22 protein-coding genes and 1 pseudogene are annotated in these 25,645 nt (G+C 62.3%); 11 read left to right on the forward strand and 12 right to left on the reverse strand.

The window, feature by feature from the left end; translation table 11 throughout:
- Positions 1 to 59: 59 nt before the first annotated feature.
- From EDF56_RS06790 to EDF56_RS06805, 4 genes are all read right to left on the reverse strand, one after another.
- Complete coding sequence (locus EDF56_RS06790; protein WP_132385992.1) at positions 60 to 638, reverse strand: RNA polymerase sigma factor; 579 nt, start codon at positions 636 to 638, stop codon at positions 60 to 62.
- Positions 638 to 1,078: a periplasmic heavy metal sensor gene (locus EDF56_RS06795; RefSeq protein WP_132385993.1), complete on the reverse strand. Its 441-nt coding sequence runs from the start codon at positions 1,076 to 1,078 to the stop codon at positions 638 to 640. Before EDF56_RS06795 ends, EDF56_RS06790 begins: the two co-directional genes overlap by 1 nt.
- Positions 1,078 to 1,347 carry a hypothetical protein gene (locus tag EDF56_RS06800; protein ID WP_132385994.1) on the reverse strand — a complete coding sequence of 90 codons (270 nt, stop codon included), beginning with the start codon at positions 1,345 to 1,347 and terminating at the stop codon, positions 1,078 to 1,080. Before EDF56_RS06800 ends, EDF56_RS06795 begins: the two co-directional genes overlap by 1 nt.
- Positions 1,348 to 1,431: 84 nt before the next feature.
- A complete protein-coding gene (locus EDF56_RS06805) occupies positions 1,432 to 2,259 on the reverse strand; it encodes an AraC family transcriptional regulator (protein ID WP_165912113.1) in 828 nt (275 codons plus the stop codon).
- Between EDF56_RS06805 and EDF56_RS06810 the strand changes: the two genes are divergently transcribed.
- Positions 2,213 to 4,069: an aspartyl protease family protein gene (locus tag EDF56_RS06810; RefSeq protein WP_165912114.1), complete on the forward strand. Its 1,857-nt coding sequence runs from the start codon at positions 2,213 to 2,215 to the stop codon at positions 4,067 to 4,069. The genes EDF56_RS06805 and EDF56_RS06810 overlap by 47 nt on opposite strands.
- A 14-nt stretch (positions 4,070 to 4,083) precedes the next feature.
- Here EDF56_RS06810 and EDF56_RS06815 read toward each other — a convergent pair whose 3' ends face one another.
- On the reverse strand, positions 4,084 to 4,485 hold the full coding sequence (locus EDF56_RS06815) for a hypothetical protein (protein WP_132386333.1): 402 nt from the start codon (positions 4,483 to 4,485) through the stop codon (positions 4,084 to 4,086).
- Positions 4,486 to 4,576: 91 nt separating this feature from the next.
- Here EDF56_RS06815 and EDF56_RS06820 point away from each other — a divergent pair, with 91 nt between their 5' ends.
- Both EDF56_RS06820 and EDF56_RS06825 read left to right on the forward strand, forming a co-directional pair.
- A complete protein-coding gene (locus EDF56_RS06820) occupies positions 4,577 to 5,368 on the forward strand; it encodes an SDR family oxidoreductase (protein ID WP_132385996.1) in 792 nt (263 codons plus the stop codon).
- A 4-nt stretch (positions 5,369 to 5,372) separates the two neighbouring features.
- Positions 5,373 to 6,275: a glycosidase gene (locus EDF56_RS06825; protein WP_132385997.1), complete on the forward strand. Its 903-nt coding sequence runs from the start codon at positions 5,373 to 5,375 to the stop codon at positions 6,273 to 6,275.
- Positions 6,276 to 6,294: 19 nt separating this feature from the next.
- On the opposite strand, the gene EDF56_RS06830 is transcribed toward EDF56_RS06825, so the two are convergent.
- Complete coding sequence (locus tag EDF56_RS06830) at positions 6,295 to 7,158, reverse strand: DMT family transporter (RefSeq protein ID WP_132385998.1); 864 nt, start codon at positions 7,156 to 7,158, stop codon at positions 6,295 to 6,297.
- A gap of 113 nt (positions 7,159 to 7,271) precedes the next feature.
- On the opposite strand from EDF56_RS06830, the gene EDF56_RS06835 reads away from it, so the two are divergent.
- Positions 7,272 to 8,657 (forward strand): PLP-dependent aminotransferase family protein, encoded by a 1,386-nt coding sequence (locus tag EDF56_RS06835; RefSeq protein WP_207904647.1) that lies wholly within the window; start codon positions 7,272 to 7,274, stop codon positions 8,655 to 8,657.
- Positions 8,658 to 8,681: 24 nt separating this feature from the next.
- On the opposite strand, the gene EDF56_RS06840 is transcribed toward EDF56_RS06835, so the two are convergent.
- Both EDF56_RS06840 and EDF56_RS06845 read right to left on the reverse strand, forming a co-directional pair.
- On the reverse strand, positions 8,682 to 9,488 hold the full coding sequence (locus EDF56_RS06840; RefSeq protein ID WP_207904648.1) for a hypothetical protein: 807 nt from the start codon (positions 9,486 to 9,488) through the stop codon (positions 8,682 to 8,684).
- 78 nt (positions 9,489 to 9,566) lie between these two features.
- Positions 9,567 to 12,209 (reverse strand): glycosyl hydrolase 115 family protein, encoded by a 2,643-nt coding sequence (locus EDF56_RS06845; protein WP_132385999.1) that lies wholly within the window; start codon positions 12,207 to 12,209, stop codon positions 9,567 to 9,569.
- Between EDF56_RS06845 and EDF56_RS25860 the strand changes: the two genes are divergently transcribed.
- Both EDF56_RS25860 and EDF56_RS06850 read left to right on the forward strand, forming a co-directional pair.
- Positions 12,196 to 12,528 carry a hypothetical protein gene (locus EDF56_RS25860; RefSeq protein ID WP_165912115.1) on the forward strand — a complete coding sequence of 111 codons (333 nt, stop codon included), beginning with the start codon at positions 12,196 to 12,198 and terminating at the stop codon, positions 12,526 to 12,528. The two genes, EDF56_RS06845 and EDF56_RS25860, sit on opposite strands and share 14 nt — an antisense overlap.
- Positions 12,529 to 12,751: 223 nt before the next feature.
- Positions 12,752 to 15,856 (forward strand): TonB-dependent receptor, encoded by a 3,105-nt coding sequence (locus tag EDF56_RS06850; protein WP_243652437.1) that lies wholly within the window; start codon positions 12,752 to 12,754, stop codon positions 15,854 to 15,856.
- Positions 15,857 to 15,947: 91 nt separating this feature from the next.
- Here EDF56_RS06850 and EDF56_RS06855 read toward each other — a convergent pair whose 3' ends face one another.
- Together EDF56_RS06855 and EDF56_RS06860 are read right to left on the reverse strand one after the other, a co-directional pair.
- Positions 15,948 to 16,559, reverse strand: a complete 612-nt coding sequence (locus EDF56_RS06855; RefSeq protein ID WP_132386000.1) for a hypothetical protein — start codon at positions 16,557 to 16,559, stop codon at positions 15,948 to 15,950.
- 124 nt (positions 16,560 to 16,683) lie between these two features.
- On the reverse strand, positions 16,684 to 17,664 hold the full coding sequence (locus EDF56_RS06860) for a sterol desaturase family protein (protein WP_132386001.1): 981 nt from the start codon (positions 17,662 to 17,664) through the stop codon (positions 16,684 to 16,686).
- 345 nt (positions 17,665 to 18,009) lie between these two features.
- Here EDF56_RS06860 and EDF56_RS26675 point away from each other — a divergent pair.
- Both EDF56_RS26675 and EDF56_RS06865 read left to right on the forward strand, forming a co-directional pair.
- A pseudogene (locus EDF56_RS26675) lies at positions 18,010 to 18,147 on the forward strand (hypothetical protein); the annotation flags it as partial.
- A gap of 219 nt (positions 18,148 to 18,366) precedes the next feature.
- Positions 18,367 to 19,572, forward strand: a complete 1,206-nt coding sequence (locus EDF56_RS06865) for a sulfotransferase (protein WP_347812973.1) — start codon at positions 18,367 to 18,369, stop codon at positions 19,570 to 19,572.
- A gap of 107 nt (positions 19,573 to 19,679) precedes the next feature.
- Here the strand turns inward: EDF56_RS06865 and EDF56_RS06870 are convergent, their stop codons facing one another.
- Both EDF56_RS06870 and EDF56_RS06875 read right to left on the reverse strand, forming a co-directional pair.
- Positions 19,680 to 22,085, reverse strand: a complete 2,406-nt coding sequence (locus EDF56_RS06870) for a TonB-dependent receptor (RefSeq protein WP_132386003.1) — start codon at positions 22,083 to 22,085, stop codon at positions 19,680 to 19,682.
- A 203-nt stretch (positions 22,086 to 22,288) separates the two neighbouring features.
- Positions 22,289 to 23,284, reverse strand: coding sequence for a sterol desaturase family protein (locus EDF56_RS06875; RefSeq protein ID WP_132386004.1), 996 nt, complete (start codon positions 23,282 to 23,284; stop codon positions 22,289 to 22,291).
- 37 nt (positions 23,285 to 23,321) lie between these two features.
- Here EDF56_RS06875 and EDF56_RS06880 point away from each other — a divergent pair, with 37 nt between their 5' ends.
- The 3 genes from EDF56_RS06880 (at position 23,322) to EDF56_RS06890 (ending at position 25,598) form a co-directional block, all read left to right on the forward strand.
- Entirely contained in the window at positions 23,322 to 23,588 is a 267-nt protein-coding gene (locus tag EDF56_RS06880; protein ID WP_165912116.1) for a hypothetical protein, read from the forward strand.
- Positions 23,589 to 23,747: 159 nt separating this feature from the next.
- The gene (locus EDF56_RS06885; protein WP_207904649.1) at positions 23,748 to 24,257 is read left to right on the forward strand and encodes a CopG family ribbon-helix-helix protein; all 510 of its coding nucleotides are present in this window, start codon (positions 23,748 to 23,750) and stop codon (positions 24,255 to 24,257) included.
- 261 nt (positions 24,258 to 24,518) lie between these two features.
- A complete protein-coding gene (locus EDF56_RS06890) occupies positions 24,519 to 25,598 on the forward strand; it encodes a putative urea ABC transporter substrate-binding protein (RefSeq protein WP_132386006.1) in 1,080 nt (359 codons plus the stop codon).
- The last annotated feature ends 47 nt before the right edge of the window (positions 25,599 to 25,645 follow it).

Below are 25,645 nucleotides of genomic sequence, written 5' to 3' on the forward strand. Positions count from 1 at the left end.
CCGAGAGATGCCCCTGAGAGTCGGTTCGTCACCCAATACGCGGCCGGGCGCCTATCCCCTCAGATTTTTCTGGCAGATTTTTCGCTCAAATTTTCGGATAGCCGCGCACGGGCGCGATAGAGGCGTGTTTCGACCGCTTTCTCGCTCACGCCCAGCACGGCGGCCGCCTCGGTCTGGCTCAGCCCCTCGATGGCGCGCAGGATGAGCGCCTCCTTCAGTTTGGCCGGTAGCGCGGCAATGGCGTGCATCGTGCGTTCCAGTTCCTGCCGGTCGGCGGTCTGCCGCTCGGCATCGGGCGTGGGTTCGGCTACGCCATGCGCGCTATCCAGCGGCACCGCGAACGTGAAGAATTGCCGCACTTTGCGCCGCCGCGCCCAGTCATGGCTCTTGTTGATCACGATCCGGGCGAGCCAGTGCGCGAACGGCCGTGCGCCGTCGTAGCGCCGCAATGCGGCGAACGCGGCGATGAAGCTCTGCTGGGTCACGTCGAGCGCGGCGTCGTCGTCGCCGCAGTGGTGCCGGGCAAGGCGGAACGCCGCGCCGCGATGGCGATCCATCAGCGCGCGATAGGCGGCCTGCCGTCCGCCCAGCGCGAGCGCGGCCAGCTCACCGTCCGTGCAGGCGGCGAGATCGATCATTAGCGCTGCTTCGCGGTGAGTGCCTTGACGACCGCCGCGTCGAAACGCGCCGCCTGATCCGGGCGCAGCACGCTGCGCATGGCGAAGATGTGCTCCAGCGTGGCCTTCTGCAACTCGCCCATCGCCCTGTGCGAGGCATCGACGGCGGCGGCGACTCGCGGGCCGTAGCCGCGTTCGGCCTCGATAGCGCTGGCCAGCCGGGCATTGTCTGCACGGAGTTCCAGTTCGAGTGCCTGACGGCGCAAGGCGAATTCGTGCTCGATCGCGTCGATCTTGCGGGTCTGTTCGGGGTCGAGGTCGAGCTGCGCATGGAGCAGGGTATGCAGTTCGGATTCGACCGGCGTGGGCGGCGCGATCCATGCGCGGCCGACAAGTACGCCGCCCAGCGCCGCACCGAAGGCCAGCAGAACCATCAGGACAAGACGAAGCCGCTCGTTCATCAATCGCCCCCAAGGAGTGTCGACGGGGCCAGTGCCGCCGGCGCGCCGAGCGGGAACGTGGCGGCGGCGCGGATCGGCGGCGCGGGCACCACGGAGCCGACGATCCCGACACCCAGCGAGAGCACGATCACCGTCGCCATCGTTCGTGCCGACACCCGCGAAGCCGCGCGTGCCGCCAGGCCGGTCAGCACGGCGTCGTCGATGTCGCCCAGCCGGGGATCGAGCGGCAGCGTGCCGAGGCGGGATAGGATGGTGTCGATGTCGTCCATGGCAATCGATTCCCGAAGTTGCGATCCGCTTACGCGGCAGCTTGGCGGATCCCTCGAAATTTTTCGGCGGCTGGGCAAGTCGCTCTACCCCGCGAGGAGGCCTGTGGTTTCTCCAGACCGTGCCATCAATTGCATCGGCGTCATGCCGGTCTCACTTCTGACCGTCCGGGTGAGGTGGGCCTGATCGGAAAACCCTGCGTCGCATGCAATATTCGCCAGGCTGTCGGTGCTGCGATCGATGAGTTGCAAGGCTCTGTGCATGCGCGAGATGAGCCGGAACCGGGCGGGAGACACGGAGAACTCCTGCCGGAAGCCGCGACTGAGGCTGCCGTGATGCAGGCCGTGCCCCTCGGCCCAATCGCGCAGGCAAAGGTCCGGGCCGGTTCGAAGAGCGGCGGCGAGCAAGGCCGGCCAGTCCTGATTGACTGCGGGCTTGGCGACGAATTCCGCCTTCAGTTTTTCCGCCGCCATGGCGGGGCTGCGTTCGGCAAGGCGGACGATCTCGTCGATATCGTCGATAGCCCCCAATACTGGTGCATTCCAGCCGTGTGGCAAGGGAAGGACCAGCACTTCCGCGCCGCACTCGGCAAATCGGTCCAGATGATTTTCGTAGGCCCGGTGGACGATGACCTCTCCGGGCCCGACTTCGTGCCGCCCGGTATCGCCCGCCTCGACGTATCTGCCGCTTATCACGACGGCGGCAAAAGGCGCATCGTGCCGGTGGCGGGCCAGCGATTGGTGCGCGGGGTGGCGCATTCGTCCTGCCGGCGCGTTGCGCAGGCAGGTGAACGGTGCAGGTGAATTTCGTTCAAGACCGGACATCGTCCCCACCTTACCAGTTGGGCAGCCCGTTTGGAGACGAATATTGGAATTTCTTCTCGCTGCCGCTTCCGCAATCGCTTGCGTTTCCAATCCCGCAGCACTGCTGGATGCCAACCGGCAAGCCACGCTGCTGAGCACGGCGGCTCCTGAAACCGTGGTTTCCCGGTACCGCACCAGGGATGCCGGGCTGGACGGCGAGGCGACCGTTACTGTGGACCGGGCCTCCGGCATGTATATCGAGGAAAGCCGGTCCGGTCCGGTCGGCGGAACCGAGGGGTTCGACGGGACTGGCGCATGGGCGCGCGATCTTACCGGGTTTGCCTTGCCGCAGGACGGTGGGAACAAGCGGCCACTCGCGGTGAGCGAGGCCTATCGCAATGCCGGACTCTGGTGGCGCGATGACCGCGCGGGCGCGACTGTGGAATCGCTGGGCTGCGACCGGCTGCGCATCACGCCGAAGGGCGGCACTCCGTTCGAGGCCAGCTTCGATCCGCAGACGCATCTACTACGCTCGGTCCTTGAGCAAACGACTTTCGGACATTCGGCAGAGGTCCGCTATTCGGCCTATGCCCCCTCGAACGGCCTGATGGTGCCGCAGCGGATCGAGACGATCACCGATGGCGACGAGGCTTCGTCCGCGACTATGGATCTGTTGGAGGCGAAGCCCGCCGCCGCGCTGGGCTCTGCCTATTATGCGATGCCCGTCAAGCAGTCGTCCGACTGGTCCTTGCCCGGTTCCGGACGGGTGGTCGTCCCCTTCCGGATGTTGAACAATCATGTGATTGCCGAGATCAAGGTGAACGGTCGCGGGCCGTTTCCATTCCTCATCGACACCGGCGGGCATGAGATCATCACGCCGTGGCTCGCGCAGGAATTGGGGCTGACGGCTGTTGGTCAGAGCAAATCGTCGGGTGCCGGTGAGAAGACCGTGACGACTGGTTACACGCGCATCGCCACGCTCGACGCCGGCGGAGCGGTAATGCACGATCCCTTGGCCGTCGTGCTCGATTTCAGTCCGCTGGATGTGGAGGGGATCCGGCTGGGCGGCATGCTGGGGGTCGGGTTCTTCGAGCGCTTCGTGGTCACTCTGGATTACGGTGCCAAGACCATGACGATCATCGACCGGACCCGTTTCGCGGAACAAGAGCGGCGCGGGGCTGGGGCTCCGGTGCCCTTCACGTTTTACGAGCACATGCCGCAAGTGCTGGGCAGCATCGATGGAAGGGCGGCGCGGTTCAACATCGATACCGGCTCTCGCTCGGACGTTACGCTGACCGCGCCTTTCGTCGAGAAAGCGGCGCTTCTCTCAGCCTATCCGGGTGCGGTCTCCGTTACCGATGGGTGGGGCGTGGGCGGGCCTTCGCGATCGACGGTAACGCGCGCCACGATGCTGACGCTGGGTACGGTAAATGTCTGCGGCCCGGTCGCAGGCCTGAGTTCGGCACGGCGCGGGGCCTTCAGCGATGCGAACTACGAGGGGAATGTCGGAAGCGGCTTGCTCAAGCGCTACAAGGTCACGTTCGATTATGGAAACCGAACGATGTACCTCGCATCGCTGCGCAATCCCGATCCTGATACGGCGCTGGCCGACCGGGCTGGAATGTGGATCAATGGCGCCAAAGAAGGCGTTCAGGTCATGGATATCATGACGGGCGGACCTGCCGCCTCGGCCGGGCTCCGGAACGGCGATGTCATAGAGCGCATCGCGAACGTGCGCGTCGTGGACCGCTCGCTGTCCGACTGGCGCAGTTACTTCAAGCTGGTGCCGTCGGGTCGGCCCGTCGCGCTTCTCGTGTCGCGGGGCGGCGATCTGCGCAAGGTGGCGATTGTCCCGGCGGAACTGCTTCCCCTCGCGACCTGCGATGATCGGCAGCTCGCTCTTTCCGGCCCTAAATCCTGACGCCGGGGGCGCCGTTAGCGGCTTGCCTGAGCGTCGCGATCAAAATCGTAGCCGGCCTCAACGTCCTGGATGTCGAACGGGAACCACGTGCCCTGGCCGTGGTCGTACAGCTGCACGACGCGGTCGGTCACATGCGCCGTAAAGGCACTTGATGTGCTCCGATCGTAGCCTTGCGCCATGGTGCCGTTGATCTCGAACGACACGAAAGTCTTGTCGCCGGCATCGTAGAGTTCGGGCAGCGTGCCGCCGAACTTTGCCATGCGGCCGCCGTCGAAGCCTTGCAACTGATCTCCCCGGCATTCGGCGGCGATGCGCAGATCTCGCCCTGCCGAATGATCGTAGATACCTGCAACCTTCTTGCCGGTGATGAAGGCATAGGCTGCCGCAGCAACCATCGCGCGAGTGTGAGCTAACATGCCCCCACTTGGCACCCGGAAGATCAGGAAAGCAAGGCGGTTTGGTGGAGGATCGTCTGGCACCGCTGTCTCGTTGGAGAGTTTAGCGGGTATGACCACTCTCAACATATCGCTGCCCGAACATTCCGTAGCCATCGTGACGGGGGGCGAATCCGGGATCGGCAGGGCGGTCGCGGTCAGGCTTGCGCAGGCCGGTGTGCCGGTCGTCATCACATATCACAACGACAAGGCCGCCGCTGACGCGGTTCTGGCCGAAGTGCAGGCAGGGGGTGGCCGCGCCGCGGCGGCACAAACCGACGTCGCGGACGAACGGCAAGTTGAGGCCCTGTTCGATCTGGCGGAAAGAACGTTCGGCACTGTCGATTTTCTGGTCAATTCTGCCGGGCGCAATATGTCGGGAGTGATGCTGCGCGACATGGGGCTGGCGCAGTTCGACGGCGTTATCCGCGCGGATCTCTATGGCCCCTTCCTGACCTGCCGGCGGATGGTGCGCGCGCTGGAGGCCGCCGGGCGGGGCGGGCGCATCGTCAATATCTCTTCCATACACGAGCGGGCCCCGCGCGCGGGCGGCGCCGATTACGACGCGGCCAAGGGAGGGCTCGCGCAGTTGACGGCCACGCTCGCTCTTGAACTTGCGCCGGCCAGGATCGCGGTGAACGGCATCGCTCCGGGCATGATCCTTACGCCGATGAACCAGAGCGCGCTGGACAATCCGACGGAGCTGCGCGCCAAGGAGGCGGCCATCCCGTGGGGCCGTGCCGGGCGGCCGGAGGAAGTGGCGGAACTTGCGCTGTTCCTGCTTTCACCTGCGGCGGACTATATCACCGGAACCACCGTGACGATCGACGGCGCCCTGTCGCTGACGGTTGCGCAAGGAGCCTGATCGCGTGCCGGCCTATGTGGTGGAGGATTTGCAGGACGTCACGCTCGACGCGGCGGCTCCCGATGGCCGCTTGGCGGGCCACGACCTCATGAGCCCCTTCGTCTGGACGGAAGAGGGCGTCTATCATCTGCTCGTCAGGGTCTTGCCCAATCCGCTTGGGCCGAACGATCCAACCGGCGTGATCTGGCCCGGCAGTTCCACGGACGGCGTCTGCTTTCACATCGCCGATGCGCCCGCGATCGTGCCGGGGCCCAACCCAGACGATGCCGGAGGCTGTGAGGATCCGACTGTCGTTCAGGGAAAGGACGGTGGCTATCTGATCTTCTACACGGGCGTGGACGCGGCCCGCTCGCAAGGTTCGCTGCTGGTCGCCAAGGGGGCCAAGCTTACCGACTTGCGGGAGAACCGCGTCATGCTAAAGGCGCCGCCCGGAGAGGGGAACATCAAGGAGGCCACACTCGCGCGGGGTACCGACGGGCGGTTCCGGCTGTTCTATGAATACGCGAAGAACGATGCCTCGCGCATCGGCATGGCTGTCGGGCCCACCGAGGAAGGCCCCTGGAAGGTCGCCGAGGACCCCTTCACGGTGCGTGAAGATGGCTGGGACAACTGGCACCTTTCCACCGGGCCCATCGTCCAGATAGACGGGCAGGACCCGGTGATGTTCTACAACGGGGCCACCGCCGATGCGCGATGGCGGATCGGGTGGATCAGCTTTGCGCCGGACTTCAGCCGAGTGACCGGGCGCGGCGTGGAGCCGATCCTGATGCCGCCGCCCGCGAAGGACAGGGCCGCCACCGACATAGGCTTCGCCGCGTCCTGTCTGGTGATCGGGGAAGACATCTGGCTGTACTATTCGCTGGAAGACAGGATCCTGCGGCGCGCCCGCATTCATCGCTACGGCTGATCCCGCGCGCCAGGATCGGTTATGCGAAGCGCTTCGCCCCGGCCACGCTGGCGACAACCAGCATTGTTGCGGCCAGCATGCCGGGGGCGACGTGTTCCCGAAGAAGGAAGGCCGCAAGGCCAAGGCCCAGAAAAGGCTGGAGCAACTGCAACTGGCCGATCTTGGCAATTCCGCCGAGGCTGAGCCCACGGTACCAGAAGATGAACCCGATCAGCATCGAGAAGACGGAAACATAGGCAAGGCCCAGCCAACTCGACATGCCGACGTTTGCGATGCCGTCCCGGGGCCAGAACGCGATAGTACCCGCGATGGCCAGCGGCACGCAGAGCAGCAAGGCCCAACTGATGACCTGCCATCCGCCGAGTTCGCGAGTCAGGACTGCTCCCTCGGCATAGCCAAGGCCGCATACGATGATCGCCAGGATCATCAGGCTATCGCCCAGCGCGGACGAATGGGCCTGTTTCGTCAGTGCGAAGCCCGCGACTGCCAGCGCGCCGAGCAGGGCAAACGCCCAGAAGGCGGACGAAGGGCGCTCGCCGCCGCGCACGACGCCGAAAATGGCCGTGCTGAGCGGCAATAGTCCCATGAAGACAAGGGAACGCGCGGAAGACATGTGCTGCAATGCCAGTGCAGAGAGCAAGGGGAAGCCGATAACGCAGCAGCCCGCGACAACTGCCACCTGCTGCCACTGCCGGTGCGTGGGGCGGGGTTGGCGCAGTCCGGCCAGTAGCAGGAAGGCCAGGCCGCCTGCGATCAGCGCCCGCATACTCGTCAACAGCAAGGGCGAAAATCCCAGCACGGCCATGCGCGTGGCGGGCATGGAGCCGCTGAAAATAGCCACTGCCAGCAAGCCGCTGCCCCAGCCCCGATAGGTATCTTGCATGAACGGTCCCTCGAAATCCAACAGGCGCAGATCTAGCGAAGGGGACTGGCGCGGCCAGTTACACAGCGGTACAGTTTGATTATTCTGTGCTGGTATAGAGAGTGATACAGACGATGGAGGAAACGCAGACCGGGCGCGTGATGGAGGGCATCCGCAGCCGCATTTCGGGGCGTCTCCTCTGTGCGGGCGATCGCTTGCCGTCGGTGCGGCGCAGTGCGGCCAGCTTCGGTGTTTCACCGGCAACCGTGGTCGAAGCCTATGACCGGCTGGTTGCCGAAGGCCTGATCGAGGCCATCCCGCGTTCGGGCTTTTACGTCAGCCATCTCGCCAGTGCGCCGCAAAGTCCCTCTGCACGCGCTCCGCAGCGGGATCACGAAATCGATCCTTTCTGGGTGTCGCGCCAGTCGCTCGATGCCCCCTTGGCCAATGACAAGCCGGGCTGCGGCTGGCTGCCGCCCGATTGGATGCCGCAACGCGCCTTGCAGAAGGCGCTGCGCGACCTCAGCCGTGATGTCGATCTGCTGACCCATTACGGCACCACGGCGGGCGATCCAGTGCTGCGCAGGCAGATCGCCCTGCGTTTCGCGGCGGAGGGGCTGGAATGCGATCCCGACCAGATCCTGCTGACCAATTCGGGATCGCAGGCCATCGACCTGATTTGCCGGCTCTTGCTGAAGCCGGGCGATACGGTCCTGCTCGATGACCCCTGCTACTTCAACTATCAGGCGCTGATCGCCGCGCACAACGTGCGCGCCGTCAGCGTGCCCTACACGTCGACCGGGCCCGATGCGGGCGAGTTCGAAGCCATCGTTTCGGCCGAGCGGCCGCGCCTCTACATCACCAATTCGAACCTCCACAATCCCACCGGTTCCAGCCTCAGTCTGGTTACCGCACACCGCCTGCCCGGCATCGCCGCAGCTTATGGCATGGTGATCGTGGAGGACGACATCTTCGCAGACTTCGCCCCCGGGGTGCCGACGATGGCCGCGCTCGATGGTCTTTTGGGGGTGATCCGCGTGGGCAGCTTCTCGAAAACCCTGTCCGCGGCGCTGCGCTGCGGCTACATCGCGGCGCGCCCCGAATGGATCGACGCTCTCACCGACCTGCAATTGGCAACCGGCTTCGGCGGCCCCAACCCTATCGCCACGAACGCCATAAGCCGCATTCTCGCAGGGGGTGGCTATCGTCGTCACATGGAGGCTCTGCGCAGCAGGTTGACCAAGGTGCGCAAGATCGTGGGGATGCGTCTCGCATCGATGGGTATCATACCGCAGGGCGAGCCCGTTGGCGGCTTCACATTGTGGTGTCGTTTGCCCGAAGACGTGGACAGCGCGATCCTTGCGCGCACATGCCTCGCTCAGGATGTGGTCTTGGCTCCGGGCAACGTGTTCAGCCCAAGCCAGAGCGCGGCGCGCTATGTGCGGTTCAATGTCGCCCAGACGAGCGACTATGCCTTGGGCGTGGTCGGCTCGGCCTTGCAGGGCGAAATGGCGGCTTGAACTCTCGTGATCCGGCGCGGGCGATCAGTCGCACCAAAGCGCCTCGTTCACCATGTGAGGTCGCGGGCACGGTTTTGCGGGCAGGGGAAGTGCCATGCCGGGCCGCCAGATTCCCAGCCTTCGCTGGATGTTCGGCATCTCGGAATCGATGACCGCGAGCGGGTTGCCGTCGCCATAGGCCGTCGCGCTGCGAAACCGCAGCACTTGCCGGTATGTGCCTGCAGTGTCCGGGCGCGAGACCGAGATCCAGTATCCGAACGGTGCATCGTCGGTGGGATCGGCGGCGATCACCGCTCCGGCAAGCGGGCCGCTTTCGACGTAGCGAATTTCCTGATTGTTGTTGCGGTTGGTGCGACGCTCGTACGCGAGCCGGAAGGCGTCATTCGCCCGGTCATAGGCGTAGAGTTGCAAGGATACCCGCTGATCGCCATTGCCGGAGTGGAAGCTGGCGAGTTCGATCAGCAGCAACGGCCGTTCGCTGGAAGGCCGGACCACCTGAGCACGGCGCAGGAAGTGCGGCTGGACGAACAGGTCATCGCCGCTGGACAGGCGCAATGCGCGGTTCGGCGCGGGATCGCAGTTGCGGCCATTGTCCCGCGTCAGACACAGCGAGATCGCCCCGGGCACCATCTCGCCATCGGCGGGATCTTCTACCTGTGGGCCCTGCGTGGCGGTAAGCCGCCAGGCCGAGCGTGCGGCAAACGGCGCCTTGAGGTCGAGAGGCGCCATGAGCGGACTGGGCGTGGCAGCGGAGGCACTCGCCGCCGCCACCCCCGCCGCCACCATCGCGCTCAGAGTGAGCACGAAAGCTTTGCCCGATGGGAAACGCATCGTCACCATTCTCCCCGGCGGTGGTGATTTGGGGCACCGCGCTTCCCCCCCAATCTTTGCATGCGAGCGACCCGGCTGTTAGCCGGTTACTGCTTGCGGCCCAAGATAGGTTGTGGGCACGGGGACCCTGCCGATCACCAGCTTTTGCAGAGCCATGTTGTCGTCGATCCGCCAGACTTTGACGGTGTGCCGCCCGGCGCTGGCGCTCCCCATCTCGGCCGAAAGCCGCACGACGTTATCGCATACTGCGTCCGCCCAGCGCTGCTTGCCTGCGGTATCCGGTGCGCCGCCCGAAGCATCGAGCTGCGATTGCAGTATCTGGACCGGCCCATTGTCGAGCGAAACGCCGATCCGTGTGCCCTCATGGCCGAGCGTGTCGAGCGTCGGGGTCAGATAGAGCGTTACCGTTGCCGGCCCGGCTTGCGGCAAAGTGATGTCGTACTCAAGGCATAGGCCGTCGTCCGGACGGGTGGCGGGCCGCCCTTGTGGCAGCGCAAGTACCGCGCCTGCGGTGCGGCCGAGATGCGGGATGGTCGTCCAGCGCAGACCGCTGCCGTTGCGGGCTCGGCTGAATGCCTGTGCTTCCACTGCGATCACGCCTGCAGGCATCAGCGCGCGGTTCACGAATTTGGGCTGCGGCCGCTGCCGGTCGCTGGGCGTGTCGGCGCCGACCCGCATGATGCTGGGCATCGTCTGCTGCGTGGGGTCGTTCCAGATGACGTAATTCATGTGAACCTGCGTCATCATGCCGTCCCACTTGCCGCCGTTGATCGTGTGATAGCGCTGCGCCAGCTCGGAATCGCGGCGAAAGGCGGTCTCGACCTGATCGGCGAAATAGTTGGCGCGCGCATCGTTTTTGGACGCGAGCAGGCGGTTCCACGCCGTGCCGTAATAGAGCCGGTACAAGTTCGCCAAGGCCGCGATCGGGAATTCGATGAGCTGATAATAGGCGTCGAGCTTGTCGGGAGAGAGTCTGGCGCGCGCCGCAAGCATGCGCGCCTCCAGCATGTCCCATTCGGCCATTATCGCGCCGAATTCACCGCCATCGAGACCATCGGGCGTAATGCCGCCCAGTGCGAAGCTGGCTTCGTTGATCAGTTCGGGTTTCCGGCGCGCCGCATACTGGCTGTAAGCCGTGATCAGGTCACCGATCGGCCCGGCCTGTTCGGGGCCGAAAGTGGCGGTCGCCCAATTTCGCGGATAGGCCGCGAGAGCCGCAGGCGTCATCGCTTCCGGATTCCAGGCCTGCGCCATGAAGAAGCCGAGCGGATATTCCATTGGCTTGATATCGCCGACGTTCACGATCCACATCGCCCGCGCGCCGCGCTGGTAGGCGAGGTCCATCTGCTGCCAGGTCTTCTCGATCTGGTTGGTGTTGATCCACTTGTAATTGCGCGGCCCGCCGACATAGTCGAAGTGGTAATAGATGCCGTAGCCGCCCCGACGAGGCGCCGCCGCAGGATCGGGCAAGCGCCGGATCTGGCCCCAGTTGTCGTCAGAAAAGAGCAGGGTGACGTCGTCCGGCACTTTCATGCCGTGGTCGTAATAGTCCTGCACTTCCTTGTAGAGCGCCCAGACTTGCGGCGTCTCGCTGGCCGGCTTGCCGGTGACGTCAGCGATGATTGCGCGCTGATCGGTGACGATCCGTTCCAGAAGGTCGGTCGCCGTGCCTTCCGCCATGGCCTGATCACCATCGCCGCGCATGCCCACGGTGACGACCGACTCGTAGCCCCGGCCGCCTCCACGCGACATCATGCGCTCGATCCCGCCACGCCAGAAGGTGCGCAAATTGTCGCGGTTGTCGGTGTAATCCCAGGCACCACCGGTCACGCCCTTGTCGGTGTGGCGATGCCATTCGGCCTGTGCGCGCAGCATGGGCTCATGGTGCGAATTGCCCATCACGACGCCCATCGCATCCGCGAGCACCATGCTCTGCGGATCGTCGTCGGCAAAGGCCTTGCCCCACATGGCGGGCCACAGATAATTGCCCTTCATCCGAAGAAGCAGCTCGAAGACGGGCGCGTACATGGCCGCGTTGACGCCGCCGAACTTCTTCCGGGCCCAGCCGCTGAGGCAGGGGTCCTCGTCGTTGATGAAGAAGCCGCGATAGCGCACTTTCGGCTGGTCACGGCGCGAGCCCGCCGGGATCAGCACTTCGCGTCGGCGCGAGACGGGGACGTCGGCGAACCAGTACCACGGCGACACGCCCATCCGCTCGGAAATGTCGTAAGTGCCGAACACCGCGCCGCGCCGATCCGAACCGACGATCACCAATGCGCGGGGCACGCCGGGCATGGGGTTGTCGACCACGATCTGGCGAAAGGTCTCCCACTCGCCGCGAATGTCGCTCGCGTCCAGTTTGCCCGCGGCGACGAGGCGGTCAATCATGGAGCTCTGGCCGAGGACGCCGATCATCACCACGGGGCCGCGCAGCGTTTCGGTAGCGCCCTGAAGGAATTGGGGCTTCTTGCCGCTGACGCGCTCCAGATCGGCTGCAAAGCTGGCGCCCACATGCTGAACGGCGGAATCGGCGCCCGCATCGACCAGCACTGTCGCCGGTTGGCCATTGACGATCAGCGGGAACGCTGTGCGCCGGTCAACAGCATCGGCCTTGGCAAGCGCGGCAAAGGCGGGCGAGGGCACGACAGCAAGCGCCGCGCTCCACGCAGCGCTACCCAGCAGCTTGCGACGCGACAGGGCGCATGTGTTGGCTTCGGACATCCTGATTTTCCTATGTTCTGATTTTATCTCGCCGTTAGGCTCGGTTGTTCGATCCGATGGTCAGCACCTGGTCGGCGACACTGTACCGGAAGGGGGCGACGGCATGGCCAAGGCCGCACCGCTCGGCAGTTCACAGGGAAACTGTTTCAACACACCCACTCACGACCATGTTATCGCTATCACATATCGTCGACGCGAACCGGACGGTCAATCGGATCGTTTGCCAGCGACGTCTGCATTCCTGCGCGGCCCACTGGAGGAGGCTTTGCCCGTCATGCATATTAGACGGAGTAAATATGATGATCGTCTTATAGATTGACTATTGTGAATAGCGATCTGGCTTAGCGGTCATCTATCTCCATTTTTGGCTAAATTTCCCGGATAGACATCGGGTTGCGCCGAATAGAATCTTCAAAAAGAGGGCCACCTTCGTAAAGTCCGTTGACAAGTCTCAAGATCGTCCTATCAATCCAAAAATGTGAGCGCTACCATGGGGTAGTTTCAAAGCGCTTCTCAAGAGAGCGCATATTTAGGAGGGGAATATGGGCACATACACCACAGATTCGCGCGCCATGATGATTCGCCGGGCACTGCTTGGGGCAACCATCCTTGCCGGGGCGTTCCCGATCATCGCGCAGGCGCAGGATGCGCAGAGCGCCGCTCCCGCTGCAACGACCGCCGCGCCTGATCAGAATGCCAGCGACGATGCGCAGGCAATCATCGTCACCGGCTACCGCCGCAGCCTTGCCGAGGCGATTGCGTCCAAGCGCGACACGACATCGTTCAGCGATTCGATCTTTGCCGAAGATATCGGCAAGTTCCCGGACACCAACATCGCCGAATCGCTTAACCGCATTCCCGGCGTCACCATCAGCCGCGATATTGATGGTTCCGGCACCAACGTCGCGATCCGCGGTCTGGGCAGCAACTTCACCAGCGTAACTCTGAACGGCGCGCCGATCGCAGTCGCGTCTTCGGGCACGACGGACGCGCAGGGCACCGACCGCTCGGTCGACCTCAGCTTCTTCCCGACGGAACTGTTCACGCAGTTGACGGTCAACAAGAGCTATTCGGCCAGCCTTATCGAAGGCGGCGCAGCGGGTAACGTCAACCTTCGCAGCGCCCGTCCGTTCGACCGCGAAGGGACCCACTTCTCCTATAGCTTGCAGGGCATCAAGAATAGCCCGGCAAACAAGTGGGGTGGCCGCGGATCGGCGCTGGCCAGCGCGACTTTCGGCGATTTCGGCATTCTCGCAGGCGTATCGGCGCAGCGTGACCAGTCACTGGTCAAGGGCTTTGAAACCATCGGCTGGACCAACCCCAACCTTTCCGCCGCGCAGTGCGGCGCGACCTCGGGTTGCAACAGCACCGGTGGCGGCAACTGGACCATTCCTGGGACCGTCCCTGCCAATGCCGGCAACGGTCTGGTCACCGGCACCACGATCGACCAGGCATTCCTGCTGGCACACAACCCGGGTCTGACTATCCAGCAGATCGACAACGGGATTATCCCGCGTCTTGGCCGTCCGTCGATTTCTTCCGGCACGCGTGACCGGATCAACGCGATCCTGAGCGCCGAGTGGAAGCCCAGCGACAAGATCGACGTCTACATCGATGGCATGTATGGCCGTAAGAAGAACGATCTCCGGCGCATCGACATGAACTGGGTCGGTCGCAACGGTTCGGCCATCCCGCTCAACATGACGGTGGACAAGGACGATTGCAGCAACGGCTGCACGGTGACCAGCGGCACCTTTGCGAATTCGCAGTTCTTCCTCGAATATCGTCCCTTCATCGAAACGACCGAATACTACGGCTTCAATCCGGGTCTTTCGTGGCAGGTGATGGATAACCTGAAGTTCAACTTCCAGGTCAACTACCTTCACAGCACTTTCCATCGTGAATCGCCGACTGTCCTTGTCAACACTGCGGCAAGCTCAGGCGTAACGGTCGATTACGTGAACAACGGGTCGATCCCTTCGATCACGACGAACGTCGATCTTAACGATCCGGCGAACTTCATCTGGAACGGCGGGCGCGTCAACGTTCAGGACGAACGCCGCACCAATATCAACAAGGGCCTGCGCGGCGACCTGACGTGGGGCGACGAGTCCTTCAACATCAAGGCTGGCGGCAATTACGACGACATCTCGCGTCGGATCACCGCCTACGACAACAGCCAAGCATGGCAGAACGCTACCTGCGGCAATGACCCCAGCGTTTTCGTCCCCTCGCCGAACAGTCAGCCGGCGTGCCAGGGTCTCGACGCACCCGGCTCGGCGCCGGCAGGTTATCCGACCTGGCCGGGCTACACGGGTGGCGCGGTGACTTACGGTGGCTCGCTGATTCCGCAGTCTGCACTGGCCAGCTACCTGGTCCCTGGTCCGGGCGGTTTCGTTACGCTTGACTGGAAGCGGTTCGCCAAGGACAGCAATTACGCCTACTTCCATGACAACGCGCCTGATACGGGTTCGGCGAACACGGGCGCCAGCGGCGGCTATATTCGTGAGAAGTCGGCAGCCGGGTTCATTGAGGCGAACGGTAAGGCCGAAGTTGCCGGTAGCGATCTGCGCTACAACATCGGCGTACGCTTCGTTCATACGGATCAGACCATCAGCGGTCGCGTCTCGCTGCCGGATCCGCGCAACACGCCGCCCGCCGGCACCCCGGCGCCGCTTGATGGCGGGCTGTATCCGAACATCGTGAGCCAGGCGACTACCCACAACAGCTATGACAACTGGCTGCCGGCCATGAACCTCGCCTATGATGTGGGTGAACATGCTGTCGCACGTCTTTCGCTGTCGAAGACGATGACACGGCCGGATCCGAATGCTCAGCTGCCGGGCGTCAATTTCTCCAGCCCCTCTGCAGACGTCGCGACGATCGGTAATCCGGCGCTCAAGCCTTATGTCTCGAAGAACATCGATCTTGGCATCGAGTATTACACCGGGCCGGGCGGGTTGGTCAGCATGGCTGCGTTCCGCAAGGAAATGAGCGGGTTCACCACGCTTGGTACGGCGACGGTCAATTTCTCGTCGCTCGCACCCTATGGCATCACCTACGACAACCTGAACCCGACGCAGCAAGGCGCGATCAATGCGCGCGGCGGGCCGGACAACGCCACGGTCGTTGTCCAACAGCAGGTCAATGCGTCGGGCAAGATGATCGTCAACGGACTTGAGTTCCAGTGGGTCCAGCCGCTCGACTTCGTGACCGAACAGTTTGGCATCCGGGGTCTTGGCTTCAATGCCAACGCCACGATTGTCGATCAGCACGGCGAAGGTACCCCGGCGCCGGTGGCATACGGTGTGGCCAAGTACACCTACAACATCACCGGCTATTACGAGAACCACGGTGTCAGCCTGCGCGTTTCGACGACCTTCCAGAAGGGTTCGCAGATCTCGGGGCCCAACCAGAACGGCATCACCAATGCCGCGCTGTTCTCGGATGACCTGCAGCGTTGGGACTTCTCGTCCAGCTTCGACCTTTACAAGATGTTCGGGATTGAACACGCACCGGAAATCACGTTCGACGTGGCCAACTTCGGCAATGCAACGCAGCGCACGTACTTCCAGTTCACCAACGCCACGTACACGGCCTACAAGCCTGGTCGCCAGTTCATGATCGGCGTGCGCGGCTCGTTCTAAGATTACCCACTCGAGGGCGTGGCCGGTATTGCCGGTCACGCCCTCTATTTTTTTGCTATACGGGTAGGCGAAATCCGAAGAAACTTCGGGGCTATGCGCCCAGCAAGCTCTTTCTAAACAATGCCTTGACCAGCCTGTCTTCGAGAATTCGCCCTACGAGATAGAGCGCGGCGAAGATCGCCGCAAAAACATAGGCGGACGTGGCCGAGGGTTTCTTGTTGCGGCCTTCAGCCTTGCCCGCGTCTTTCTTTTCGGGTGCCGGTGCGCCCAGGGCCTTATCTATCGCGTTCATCGGGACGTCTGCATTCTTTTTGGCATCACGGCCTTTCCCAGACGTGTCTGCGGCTTCGGCTGACGGTTTTTCGTGCTTGCTCAGGGCTATGGTCAACTGAGCCATGCCTAGAAACAGCAACGGTGCCAGAAAACAGAACAGCAATGCCCGGCTGGTCAGATGATAGCGTAGCACGGACCCGGACACGCCTTGTTCGATCTGCAAGACACCGCCATCGAACACGGACATCTTGTCCTGAGCAGCCTGATCCTTCTTGCGGAAAATCAGGGTGTCGTTCGTCCGCTCGTGGCTGGTGCCGTATTGGCGGAACAGCGGGTCGAGCCTGTCAAATACATCGTCGCTCGATTGTTCGGGGGCGAGTGTCACGCTCCCCCTAACGTGCCAGATCCAGTCGATGAAACGCGAGTTCACGTGACCTCCTTTGGGAGAGCTGTTCGATGCCGTTTGGCGGCAAGCCTCAAGCCCGGGCCGCTCAAGGCGGCCCAGACCGGGCATGGCAAATGGGAGCAGGCGGATTATGCGGATGGAGCAGGCATTACTCGGCAGGTGTGGCTATCGGTTGACCAAAGCGTTCCTTGAGCGACTTCCAGCCTTCGGTGAAAGGGAAGGTCATCTGTTCGCGGATCGACATGCGGCGGCCGCCTTCCATGCCCAACAGTTCGGCCTCACCGTCAATGCAAGTTCCGAAAATGCGGTCGATGAAGATGTAAGAGCCCGAATAGTTACTGCGGGTGGCCTCAAAGTCTTGCGAGTGATGCAGGCTATGATGTTCGGTCGTGTTGAACAGGAAGCGCCACCATCTTGGCGAATTGAAGCGGACATTGATGTGCTGGTAAGTGCCGATCGCCATGCCGAAGGCGCCTGCGAGCAAGAAGGCGCGCGGCAGAAAGTCGAAGAAGCCGCCGATGCCGAGCCCGATCAGGAACAGTTCTACCGGATTGCCCACGGCACCTTTGTTGATGTTCAACTGGGTGATATAGTGATGTACCGAATGGGGTAACCACAAAGGGTACCAGTTATGCATCCCACGGTGCATCCAATATTGCCCGAAATCGAAGACGAACGAGATCAGGAAAGCCTGCACCAGCAGCGGCAGACCCATGAACCAGGTAAATTTGTCCCAGTGGAAATAGTGCTGTACGGCTTCGACCATGACTTTGTCGCCGATGTAATCGTCGACTATTCGGAGCGCCGTATAGCCAAGCCCGACATAGAACAGGTCTGTGACCAGTTCCTTCCAGGTGAGCCGCCAGCTCTCGTGGCGCGGGTTTACCCATTCAAGCCCCAGCAACAGCACCTTGAAGCCGATGCCGATGCCCACTGCGGTGGATGCCTTGGCGATGGAATTGGGGGCATAATACCAGAACGCGAGCAGTGCGAAGAGCACCGTGGGCTGGAACCAGGTAAAGATGAACTGCTTGACCGGGCCGCCCTCCACCCTGGGTATGTTCTCCCAGCCTATGGTTACCGGCGCCTGTGTACCTATCAATCTTTTACCTACGCGAACTCCGTCCATACGCCTGCCCTCGTATTATTTCGCTACCCATTTCAGTAATACTAACATGTTATAACGTAATACCAATGGGCCCATCGTGTCTAGACACAAAGTGGACGTTTCCGGCTCTCTTCCGGGAAAAAATCGAGCGATGCCGATATAGCGCGTGGAGCCGATTTGGACGGCCCAGGATCGGTTGGCAAAATCGTTGTTGACGGTTAGGCTTCGGTCGGAAGGGGTACGTGGAGCAATGATGGAAATCAGGTGGAATCCCGCTTCCTTGCGGTCTTGGCCATGCCCTCTGTTCAAGGCGCATTTCCAGCAAACGTCGGGGCATAATTCGAATTCCGTGACGGTTGCGGCTTGATGCTGGAAACGCAGGCGAGAGAGGCGCTGAAACGCGGCGACCTGCGGGCCGCTGTTGCCGCTGCCAAGGCGCTTGCGGAGGGCAGCCCGCAACAGCCGGAAGGGTTCTTTCTGCTCGGCGTCGCAGCGGCAGAGGCGGGTCAATTGGCCAATGCCGTTCCCCTGATCGAAGCTGCGGTGGAGCGAGGTCCGAAAGCCGAACATCTGGCGCAGCTTGCACGATTGCTCATTTTGCTGCGGCGGGACGGTGAAGCTGCGAATGCCGCGCGTGAGGCCATGGCGTTGACGCCCGAAGACGCCCTGACGTTCGATACTATCGGATGTGTATTGGCCCGGCTTGGCGACCATGAGGCATCGATGGCTCCATTCGCAGAGGCAGTGGCGGCCGCGCCGGACAATCTGGACTATCGCTACAATCTGGCGGCGGCGAGCGGTTTTACGGGCCGCGTCGAAGAAGCACGCGCGCAATACGAAAGGATTTTGGCCGCAGATCCCGGTGATGCGCGTGCGCATTATGCGCTCGCCATTCTCTCTCGTCAGACCGCGCTGACCAACCATGTGCCCCGGCTGGAAGCGGCGCTGGCACGGGCGGATGTGCCCGACAAAGCCCTCCGGATACGCTATGCCTTGGTAAAGGAACTGGAAGACATCGGCAATGCCGCCGAAGCGTTTCGGCATCTGTCCGCTGCCAACGATGCGCAGAAACAGGCGCTCGGTTACGATTTCCAGCAGGATGCCGCGATATTCGACGCGATCGAGGCGCTATTCGGCGGCCCGCCGAACAGTTTCGAAGCAAGCGGGGGCAAGGCCGGTCCGGCACCCATTTTCGTCGTGGGCATGCCGCGCACGGGCACCACGCTGGTCGACCGCATCCTGTCGTCGCACCGCGATGTCGAGGCGGCCGGTGAGCTTCAGGCGATGCCGTTGGCGGTCAAGCAACTTGCGGGCACGTCATCGCGGCGCGTGATCGATCCGGAGACCATTGCTGCCAGCGCGGGCATCGATCCGGCGGCGATTGGCGACGCTTATCTGAAGCGTGCCGATCATCACCGTCCAGGCGTGAAAGCACGCTTTACCGACAAGTTGCCGGCTAATTTCCTCTACATCGGGCATATTGCGCATGCCTTGCCCAACGCCCGGATCGTCTGCCTGCGCCGGAATCCGATGGATACGATCTGGAGCAACTACAAGAATCTCTTCGCCAGCCAATCGGCCTATTACGCCTACTCTTACGACCTCATGGACACGGCGCGCTATTATGCGCGCTTTGACCGGCTGATGGCGCTTTGGGAAAGCATTTGGCCGGGGCGGGCTCTGCAATTGTCGTATGAGGCGCTGGTCGCGGATCAGGAGGGGCAAACGCGGCGGTTGCTGCAACATTGCGATCTCGATTGGGACGAGAAGTGTCTGTCGTTTCATGAGAACGGTACCGCCGTTGCTACGCCCAGCGCGGCGCAAGTGCGTCGGCCGATCAACGCCGATTCCGTGGAGAAATGGCGGGCCCACGAAGCCGCGTTGGAACCGGCGCGCGCATGGCTTGAGGCGCAGGGCGTGAAGCTCTGACAAAGCGCCATCGCCTGCCGTCTGGCAAGCGATGGCGGAGTGGGTAACGCAGGGGGCGGGATCGAGGTGCTCCGTCGTTCCGGGAACCCTCGATCCTCGCATGAAGATCAGTACTTTATGCGTGCCTCGATCCCGACTGTGCGCGGGTTCAGCACGGTCTGGCGGTAGAAGCGCACGGCAACGCCATCGTTTACACCGATGCGCGAGCGATCGTTGCCAACCGAGACGACGGCGTATTTGTCGAAGATGTTGTTGGCAAAGAGGCCGATGCTGTACTTGTCGGTTTCGTAAGAGATCGAGGCCCGGTGGAGGACGTAGCCCGGGATCTTGTCGCCATAGGCGCGGTCCCAGCCCAGTCGGGACACCACGTTTCCGCGATAGGTTGCGGTCCAGTTGCCGATGAGGCTGCCGTCCATGAACGGCATGGTGTAAGTGGCGCCCAGGCTGCCCGAATTCTTGGCCGAACCCGGCAGACGGTCGCCGTCCAGCGCGTCGAGCTGCGTGAACTTCGGCCGCGCGTCATAATCGCCGGGGGTCGTGCGGATCGTGATGATGCCGGGTACGTCGTCGGTGAGCTTCGCATCGGTGTACGAATACATGCCCTGGATCGCCAGTTCGGGGATCGGCCTGAGCTGGAACGAGGCTTCGAAGCCCTGCGACTTGGCCGAACCGCCGTTAACGGTGATCCCGGTTGCGCCGTAAAGGGTGGTCGAGTCGACCTGAATGCCGTCCCAGACGATATGGAAGACATCGAAGTTGAACGACAGTTTCCGGTCGAACAGCTGCGTACGAATGCCGATTTCGGCGTTCTTCGTCTTGTCCGGACCGTACTGGATCTCGTTCGGCAGTGCGCAGGCGTTCTGCTGGTTTGCCGGAACGGGATCGGGGCAGGGCGCCACGCGGTTCGGTCCGCCGATGCGGTAGCCCTTGCTGTACGTGGCATAGACCATCAGGTCCGGGGTGAAGTTGTACGAGGTGTTGAACTTCCACACCCAGCCATCCTGCTTGGCCTTGCCGCCCGACGGAGTCAGGTCATAGGGGCTGAGCGGATCACCCAGCAGGGGAAGGACGAGTGCGCCCTGGATCTCCGACGTATACTTGAAGTAACGCGCGCCGCCTGTGACTTGCCACTTTGGCGTGATTTTGAACGTGCCTTCGCCGAAGATCGCCTTCTCGGTTACCTTGGACTTGATGTAGCTTACATATTCGAGATCGTCGGGATTGTTGGGAACGCCGTAGAAGTCCGACAGGCCGGGCGTGTGTTCGGCATAATCGTTGTGGTATTTCTGATCGTTGTAGAAGGCGCCGAGCACCCAGTTGAGCGGTCCGCCGTGCCGCGAGACGAGGCGGATTTCCTGGTTGAACTGCTTGCGGGTATTGTCGGATTCGTTCCAGCTCGAAAACGCCGGGAACAGCTCGTAGTCGTAGTCGAGATCGAGCAGCAAGTCAGTATTGTCGGACTTCGACTTCACGCGAACATTGGTATAGGCCGTTGTCGACACGAGATCGGCGATGTCGGCAATGTTTGCGTTGATCTCCATGCTGGCCAGATGCGCGCGGCGGTTTACCGGCTCTTCGTAGCGGGCGGCGTTCTCGTACTTGCCGGTGCCCATCACGCCTGCACTGTTGGACTGGGAGCCGTCGGTCTTGGTGCGCTGGAATGCGTAAGTGAAAATGACCTTCAGGTCTTCGGTGGTCTGGAACAGCAACTGGTTGCGCGTTGTGAAGGTTCTTTCGAAGTTCAGATCCTTCCGCTTCTTCAGGTTTGCCGAGGCTTCTTCGGGCGTTACACCGTCCGGACCGCCCGGCTGCGGAAGGGAGACGCCGGGTTCCTGAAGCAGTAGCGGATAATCGATAAAGCCGGGGTCGTAATAGTAGCCGGTGGCGGTGCGGAACGCGATGTGGTCCTTGACGATCGGAATGTTGATCATGCCGTCGAACTGATAGCCCGCGTGACTGCCGTGGCTCTTGCCGTAGAGGCGGCCATGGGCCTCGCCCTCGAAGCTGTCGAGATCGGGGCGGTTCGGGATGTAGCGGATCGCGCCCGCCAGTGTGCCGAGGCCGTAGAGTGTACCCTGCGGGCCAAGCAGTGTTTCCACGCGCGCAATGTCGAGCAGCTTGAAGTCGTAGTAGAGCGGCACTTCGCCCAGATAGACGCCGAGCGCATCGTCATAGTTGGCGCCACCGGAATCGACATCGGAAGCATTGAGGCCGCGCAGGACGATCGTCCCGGTGCCGCCGGGGCCGGTGTCGGAAATCGTCAGGCCGGGCGTGAAAGCGGCAAGATCGCGCACGTCGTCGATGTGCTGGCGGGCGAGGTCCTCGGAGCCGATCGCCGAAATGTTGATCGGCGTGTCCATGATCGTCGTGGCGCGGCGGGTGCCGGTCACGACGATGGCATTGCCGTCATCCGATACGGTGGCGTCCTGCGCCATGGCCGGCACGGCCAGTGCGGTGCTTGTGAACACGGTTGCGGACAGCAGCCCCGCTTTCATTTTTGCGCGATATGTCATGTGCTTCCCTGTCTGTGTTTTGGTTTACGTTGCCCGTGCCCTGGCTTGCCCCTGCCAGAACCCTGTGGGTGTTGCTTGGAAGTCCCTCTTGGACGCGCCCTGCCACCGCTTGAGGGGTGTCTTGCCGGCGCGTTTCCTGCACTCGGCGCTCTCACTGCGCGCCGAGGTATTTACCGATGCGATCCTTGGTATTGCGCCGTGGATCAGCGGGTTGCGGAGGCCGCCTCGCTACGTTTCGCGATGATCCGCGCGATCAGCGGCTGGAAGGGGAACAGGAACTGCTCCCGGATGGAAAGTCGCTTGCGTTCATCTTGCCCGACGATCGCGGATTCGCCTTCGCGATAGGTTCCGAAGATGCGGTCGATGAGGATCAGCGAATTGGCGTAATTGCAGCGGGTGGCTTCATAATCGACCGAATGGTGGAGGCTATGATGCCGGATCGTCGTGAAGAAGAGCGAGTAGAAACGGGGTGGATCCGAGCGCACATTGGCGTGTGCGAAAGTGGAAACGACCGCCAGAACATTGAAAGCGCAGAATTGGGCGGCCTGCGGGATATCGAACAGGGCCACGATGCTGAGGCTGATGAGGAACAGTTCGATGGGATTACCCACCGCGCCTTTCATTGCGTTCAACTGGGTGATGTGGTGATGCGGGGCGTGGGTCAGCCAGAACGGCGTCCAGTTATGCATCAGCCGGTGCATCCAGTACTGGCCGAATTCGATGACGAAGATCACCAGCGCAACCTGCACGACGAACGGCAAGTGCATGGCCCACTGGGTGGTAATGCCGAGCGAGTGTTTCACCGAGGTCAGCGGATCTTCGGCCAGTTTGGTCGAGACCCACGTTATCACCGTGGCTCCGAGGATCACGTAGAACAGATCGGTGACGAATTCGCGCGTGTTCATTCGCCAGCGCGAATGCCGTTCGTGGATCCACTCCAGGGCCAACACCGCCAGTGTCGTCAGCGAAGTGGCGACGACGAGGGACCAGGAATTGTCGATCCATGATTTCGGGCCATAAGCCCAGAACAGAACGGTGAGCGCGACGAACGCCGGTGGCAGCAGATCGAAGACCTTGTTCTTCAGTGTAGTGTCATTCCGTGCGTCGGAAGAATCCGGATTTACGTCGGGATAGCTGCCACCGGCGAATGAATGCTCATCGCCTGATAGAACCGTGATGCTGGCCGGCAGTTGTCCCATCGAAAACCCCCATCCAAGCCGGCGACCCGGCTTGCTATTGCAGATTCTTTCCTCCCGCTCCGTCGCTCTGTTCGGCGACATTAAGCACACGGTATGGATATTACCTTTTTCGTCAAGCGTATTAATGCTGCAAGTGCAGCATTTACCGGAAAATCGGAAAAAATGGCGGAATACCGCCATTCTTGGAGGAGGCGTTTATGAAGCTTTGCCGCACGTGCGTTTGGTGAGCGTGATGAACGCTGCTCAGGCGGGCGCCGCCCAAGGGGAAAACATCGTTGCTGATTCGCGCGTGGCAGGCACATGACCTGTCCCGCCGGGCACTCGATGCGCACGATTGTTTGTACTTCCTGCAGAACCTGCCGAGACCGCAATCGCGGACTGTCTTATTGCCGGCGCATGCGATAGGAGACGGCCGTAAGGTTTTGCATGTGAAGATAGTGATGATCGCAGAAAGGGGCGCAGTTTGAGCACCGATCCCGCCAGTCTTGCCCGGCTCAGCATGAGCCTCCCCGCCGAGCTGTTTCGCCAGCTCGACGCCATGGTGGAAGAACGCGGCCTGCCTTCGCGATCGCAACTGATCTCCGAACTCATCCGCCATGCTCTTGCGGAGCATGAGGCATTGACGCGTCCCGAAGAGATGCTCGCCGGCACGATCACCCTTGTTTACCGGGGCGACAGGGGCAAAGTGCGCCAGCAGCTTGCGCAGAGCCAGGCAGAGTATCTGAAGGAAGTCATCTCCTCGCAGCACGTGTTTCTGGAGGACGATCAGTCGCTTGAGGTCCTTCTGGTGCAGGGGCCTGCCGCGCGATTGAAGGAATTGTGCGACGCGCTGCGCGGGATTCGGGGTGTTCGCCAGCTCCAGCTTGTTACCACCACTGCCTTGCTTCCGCCGCTTCACGAGCAGGAGAAGGCCAGGAGCGACGACGCGGCCCCAACCCGCAAGCCGCGGGCCAAGAGCGAAGAGGCGGTGTAACGGCCGCTTGTGGCGAGGATTACGATCCCGCCGCGCTACGTGCCTTGAAGATCGCAGCGACGGTTTCCGATCCGATCGCCGCAGCCAATCCGTGTCTGGACTTGGCGGAATAGCCCGGGCAGTGGCGGAAATTGCGCCTCTCGGTCCGCGTGCCGATTCCCCCTCAAGGGGTGAGTATTACAGAATCGGTTCACCGTAATAATTTTCGATGGACAACCCTTTCATTCGCGGCAATGCTGCACTGCGAAAGGGGACCGACTCATGATCGTATCGATCCGTAGAATATCCAAGGCCGCACTGATGGCTGGCGTGCTTCTTACCGCGGCTTGCTCACAGACATCGAGCGACGCGCCGAAGCGCCAGGAATTCAACATCGGATGGTCGATCTATGCGGGCTGGATGCCCTGGCCTTACGCGCAGCAGGCCGGCATCGTGAAGAAGTGGGCGGACAAGTACCACATCAAGATCAACATCGTTCAGGTGAACGACTACGTCGAATCGGTTAATCAGTATACCGCCGGAAAGCTGGACGGCGTTACTGTCGCCAATATGGATGCCCTTACGATTCCGGCCGCGGGCGGCAAGGATACCAGCGCCATCATCGTGGGCGACTATTCCAACGGCAACGACGGCATCCTGCTGAAGGGCGCCAGCGATCTGAAGGCCATCAAGGGCAAGCAGATCAACCTCGTCGAGCTTTCCGTTTCGCACTACCTGCTCGCACGCGCCCTGAACTCGGCCGGGCTGGCGCTGAACGACGTGAAGACTGTGAACACCTCGGACGCCGACATCGTGGGTGCGTTCGCCAGCCCGGACGTTACGGCGGCGGTCGCGTGGAACCCGCAGCTTTCGGTCATGAAGGAACAGCCCGGCGCGAAGGAAGTGTTCAGCTCGGCCGACATTCCGGGCGAAATTCTCGATCTTCTGGCGGTCGATACCGCCACGCTGAAGGCCAATCCGAACCTCGGCAGGGCGCTTGCCGGCATCTGGTACGAAACGGTGGCGCTGATGAAGCGTCAGGATGCCGAGGGCAAGGCTGCGCGCGCGGCGATGGCCAAGCTGGCGGGCTCAACGCCGGAAGCGTTCGACAGCCAGCTCACCACCACGTTCCTCTATTCCGATCCGAAGGCGGCGGTCGCGGCGGCATCGTCTCCGGCGCTGGTCACCACCATGACACGCGTTCGGGACTTCAGCTTCTCCAAGGGCCTGTTCAAGGGCGCGACTTCCGCAGATGCGGTGGGAATGGCCTTCCCCGGTGGCAAGACGCTTGGCGATGCCCAGCACGTGACGCTGCGTTTCGACGAAAGCTTCATGAAGATGGCAGCCGACGGCAAGCTCTGAGCGCACTCAGCGCCCTTCAATCCCGCTACATCAAGGTGACATGACGC

Origin of the sequence: Novosphingobium sp. PhB165 (genome assembly GCF_004341845.1) — a bacterium.
GTDB lineage: Bacteria > Pseudomonadota > Alphaproteobacteria > Sphingomonadales > Sphingomonadaceae > Novosphingobium.

Excerpts from the sequence above, each read along its gene's own strand:
- EDF56_RS06790 (WP_132385992.1), bottom strand. The coding sequence starts at position 638 with ATGATCGATCTCGCCGCCTGCACGGACGGTGAGCTGGCCGCGCTCGCG.
- EDF56_RS06795 (WP_132385993.1), bottom strand. The coding sequence starts at position 1,078 with ATGAACGAGCGGCTTCGTCTTGTCCTGATGGTTCTGCTGGCCTTCGGT.
- EDF56_RS06800 (WP_132385994.1), bottom strand. The coding sequence starts at position 1,347 with ATGGACGACATCGACACCATCCTATCCCGCCTCGGCACGCTGCCGCTC.
- EDF56_RS06815 (WP_132386333.1), bottom strand. The coding sequence starts at position 4,485 with ATGTTAGCTCACACTCGCGCGATGGTTGCTGCGGCAGCCTATGCCTTC.
- EDF56_RS06820 (WP_132385996.1), top strand. The coding sequence starts at position 4,577 with ATGACCACTCTCAACATATCGCTGCCCGAACATTCCGTAGCCATCGTG.
- EDF56_RS06830 (WP_132385998.1), bottom strand. The coding sequence starts at position 7,158 with ATGCAAGATACCTATCGGGGCTGGGGCAGCGGCTTGCTGGCAGTGGCT.
- EDF56_RS06835 (WP_207904647.1), top strand. The coding sequence starts at position 7,272 with ATGGAGGAAACGCAGACCGGGCGCGTGATGGAGGGCATCCGCAGCCGC.
- EDF56_RS06840 (WP_207904648.1), bottom strand. The coding sequence starts at position 9,488 with ATGCGTTTCCCATCGGGCAAAGCTTTCGTGCTCACTCTGAGCGCGATG.
- EDF56_RS06845 (WP_132385999.1), bottom strand. The coding sequence starts at position 12,209 with ATGTCCGAAGCCAACACATGCGCCCTGTCGCGTCGCAAGCTGCTGGGT.
- EDF56_RS06850 (WP_243652437.1), top strand. The coding sequence starts at position 12,752 with ATGGGCACATACACCACAGATTCGCGCGCCATGATGATTCGCCGGGCA.
- EDF56_RS06860 (WP_132386001.1), bottom strand. The coding sequence starts at position 17,664 with ATGGACGGAGTTCGCGTAGGTAAAAGATTGATAGGTACACAGGCGCCG.
- EDF56_RS06865 (WP_347812973.1), top strand. The coding sequence starts at position 18,367 with ATGGCTCCATTCGCAGAGGCAGTGGCGGCCGCGCCGGACAATCTGGAC.
- EDF56_RS06870 (WP_132386003.1), bottom strand. The coding sequence starts at position 22,085 with ATGACATATCGCGCAAAAATGAAAGCGGGGCTGCTGTCCGCAACCGTG.
- EDF56_RS06875 (WP_132386004.1), bottom strand. The coding sequence starts at position 23,284 with ATGGGACAACTGCCGGCCAGCATCACGGTTCTATCAGGCGATGAGCAT.
- EDF56_RS06890 (WP_132386006.1), top strand. The coding sequence starts at position 24,519 with ATGATCGTATCGATCCGTAGAATATCCAAGGCCGCACTGATGGCTGGC.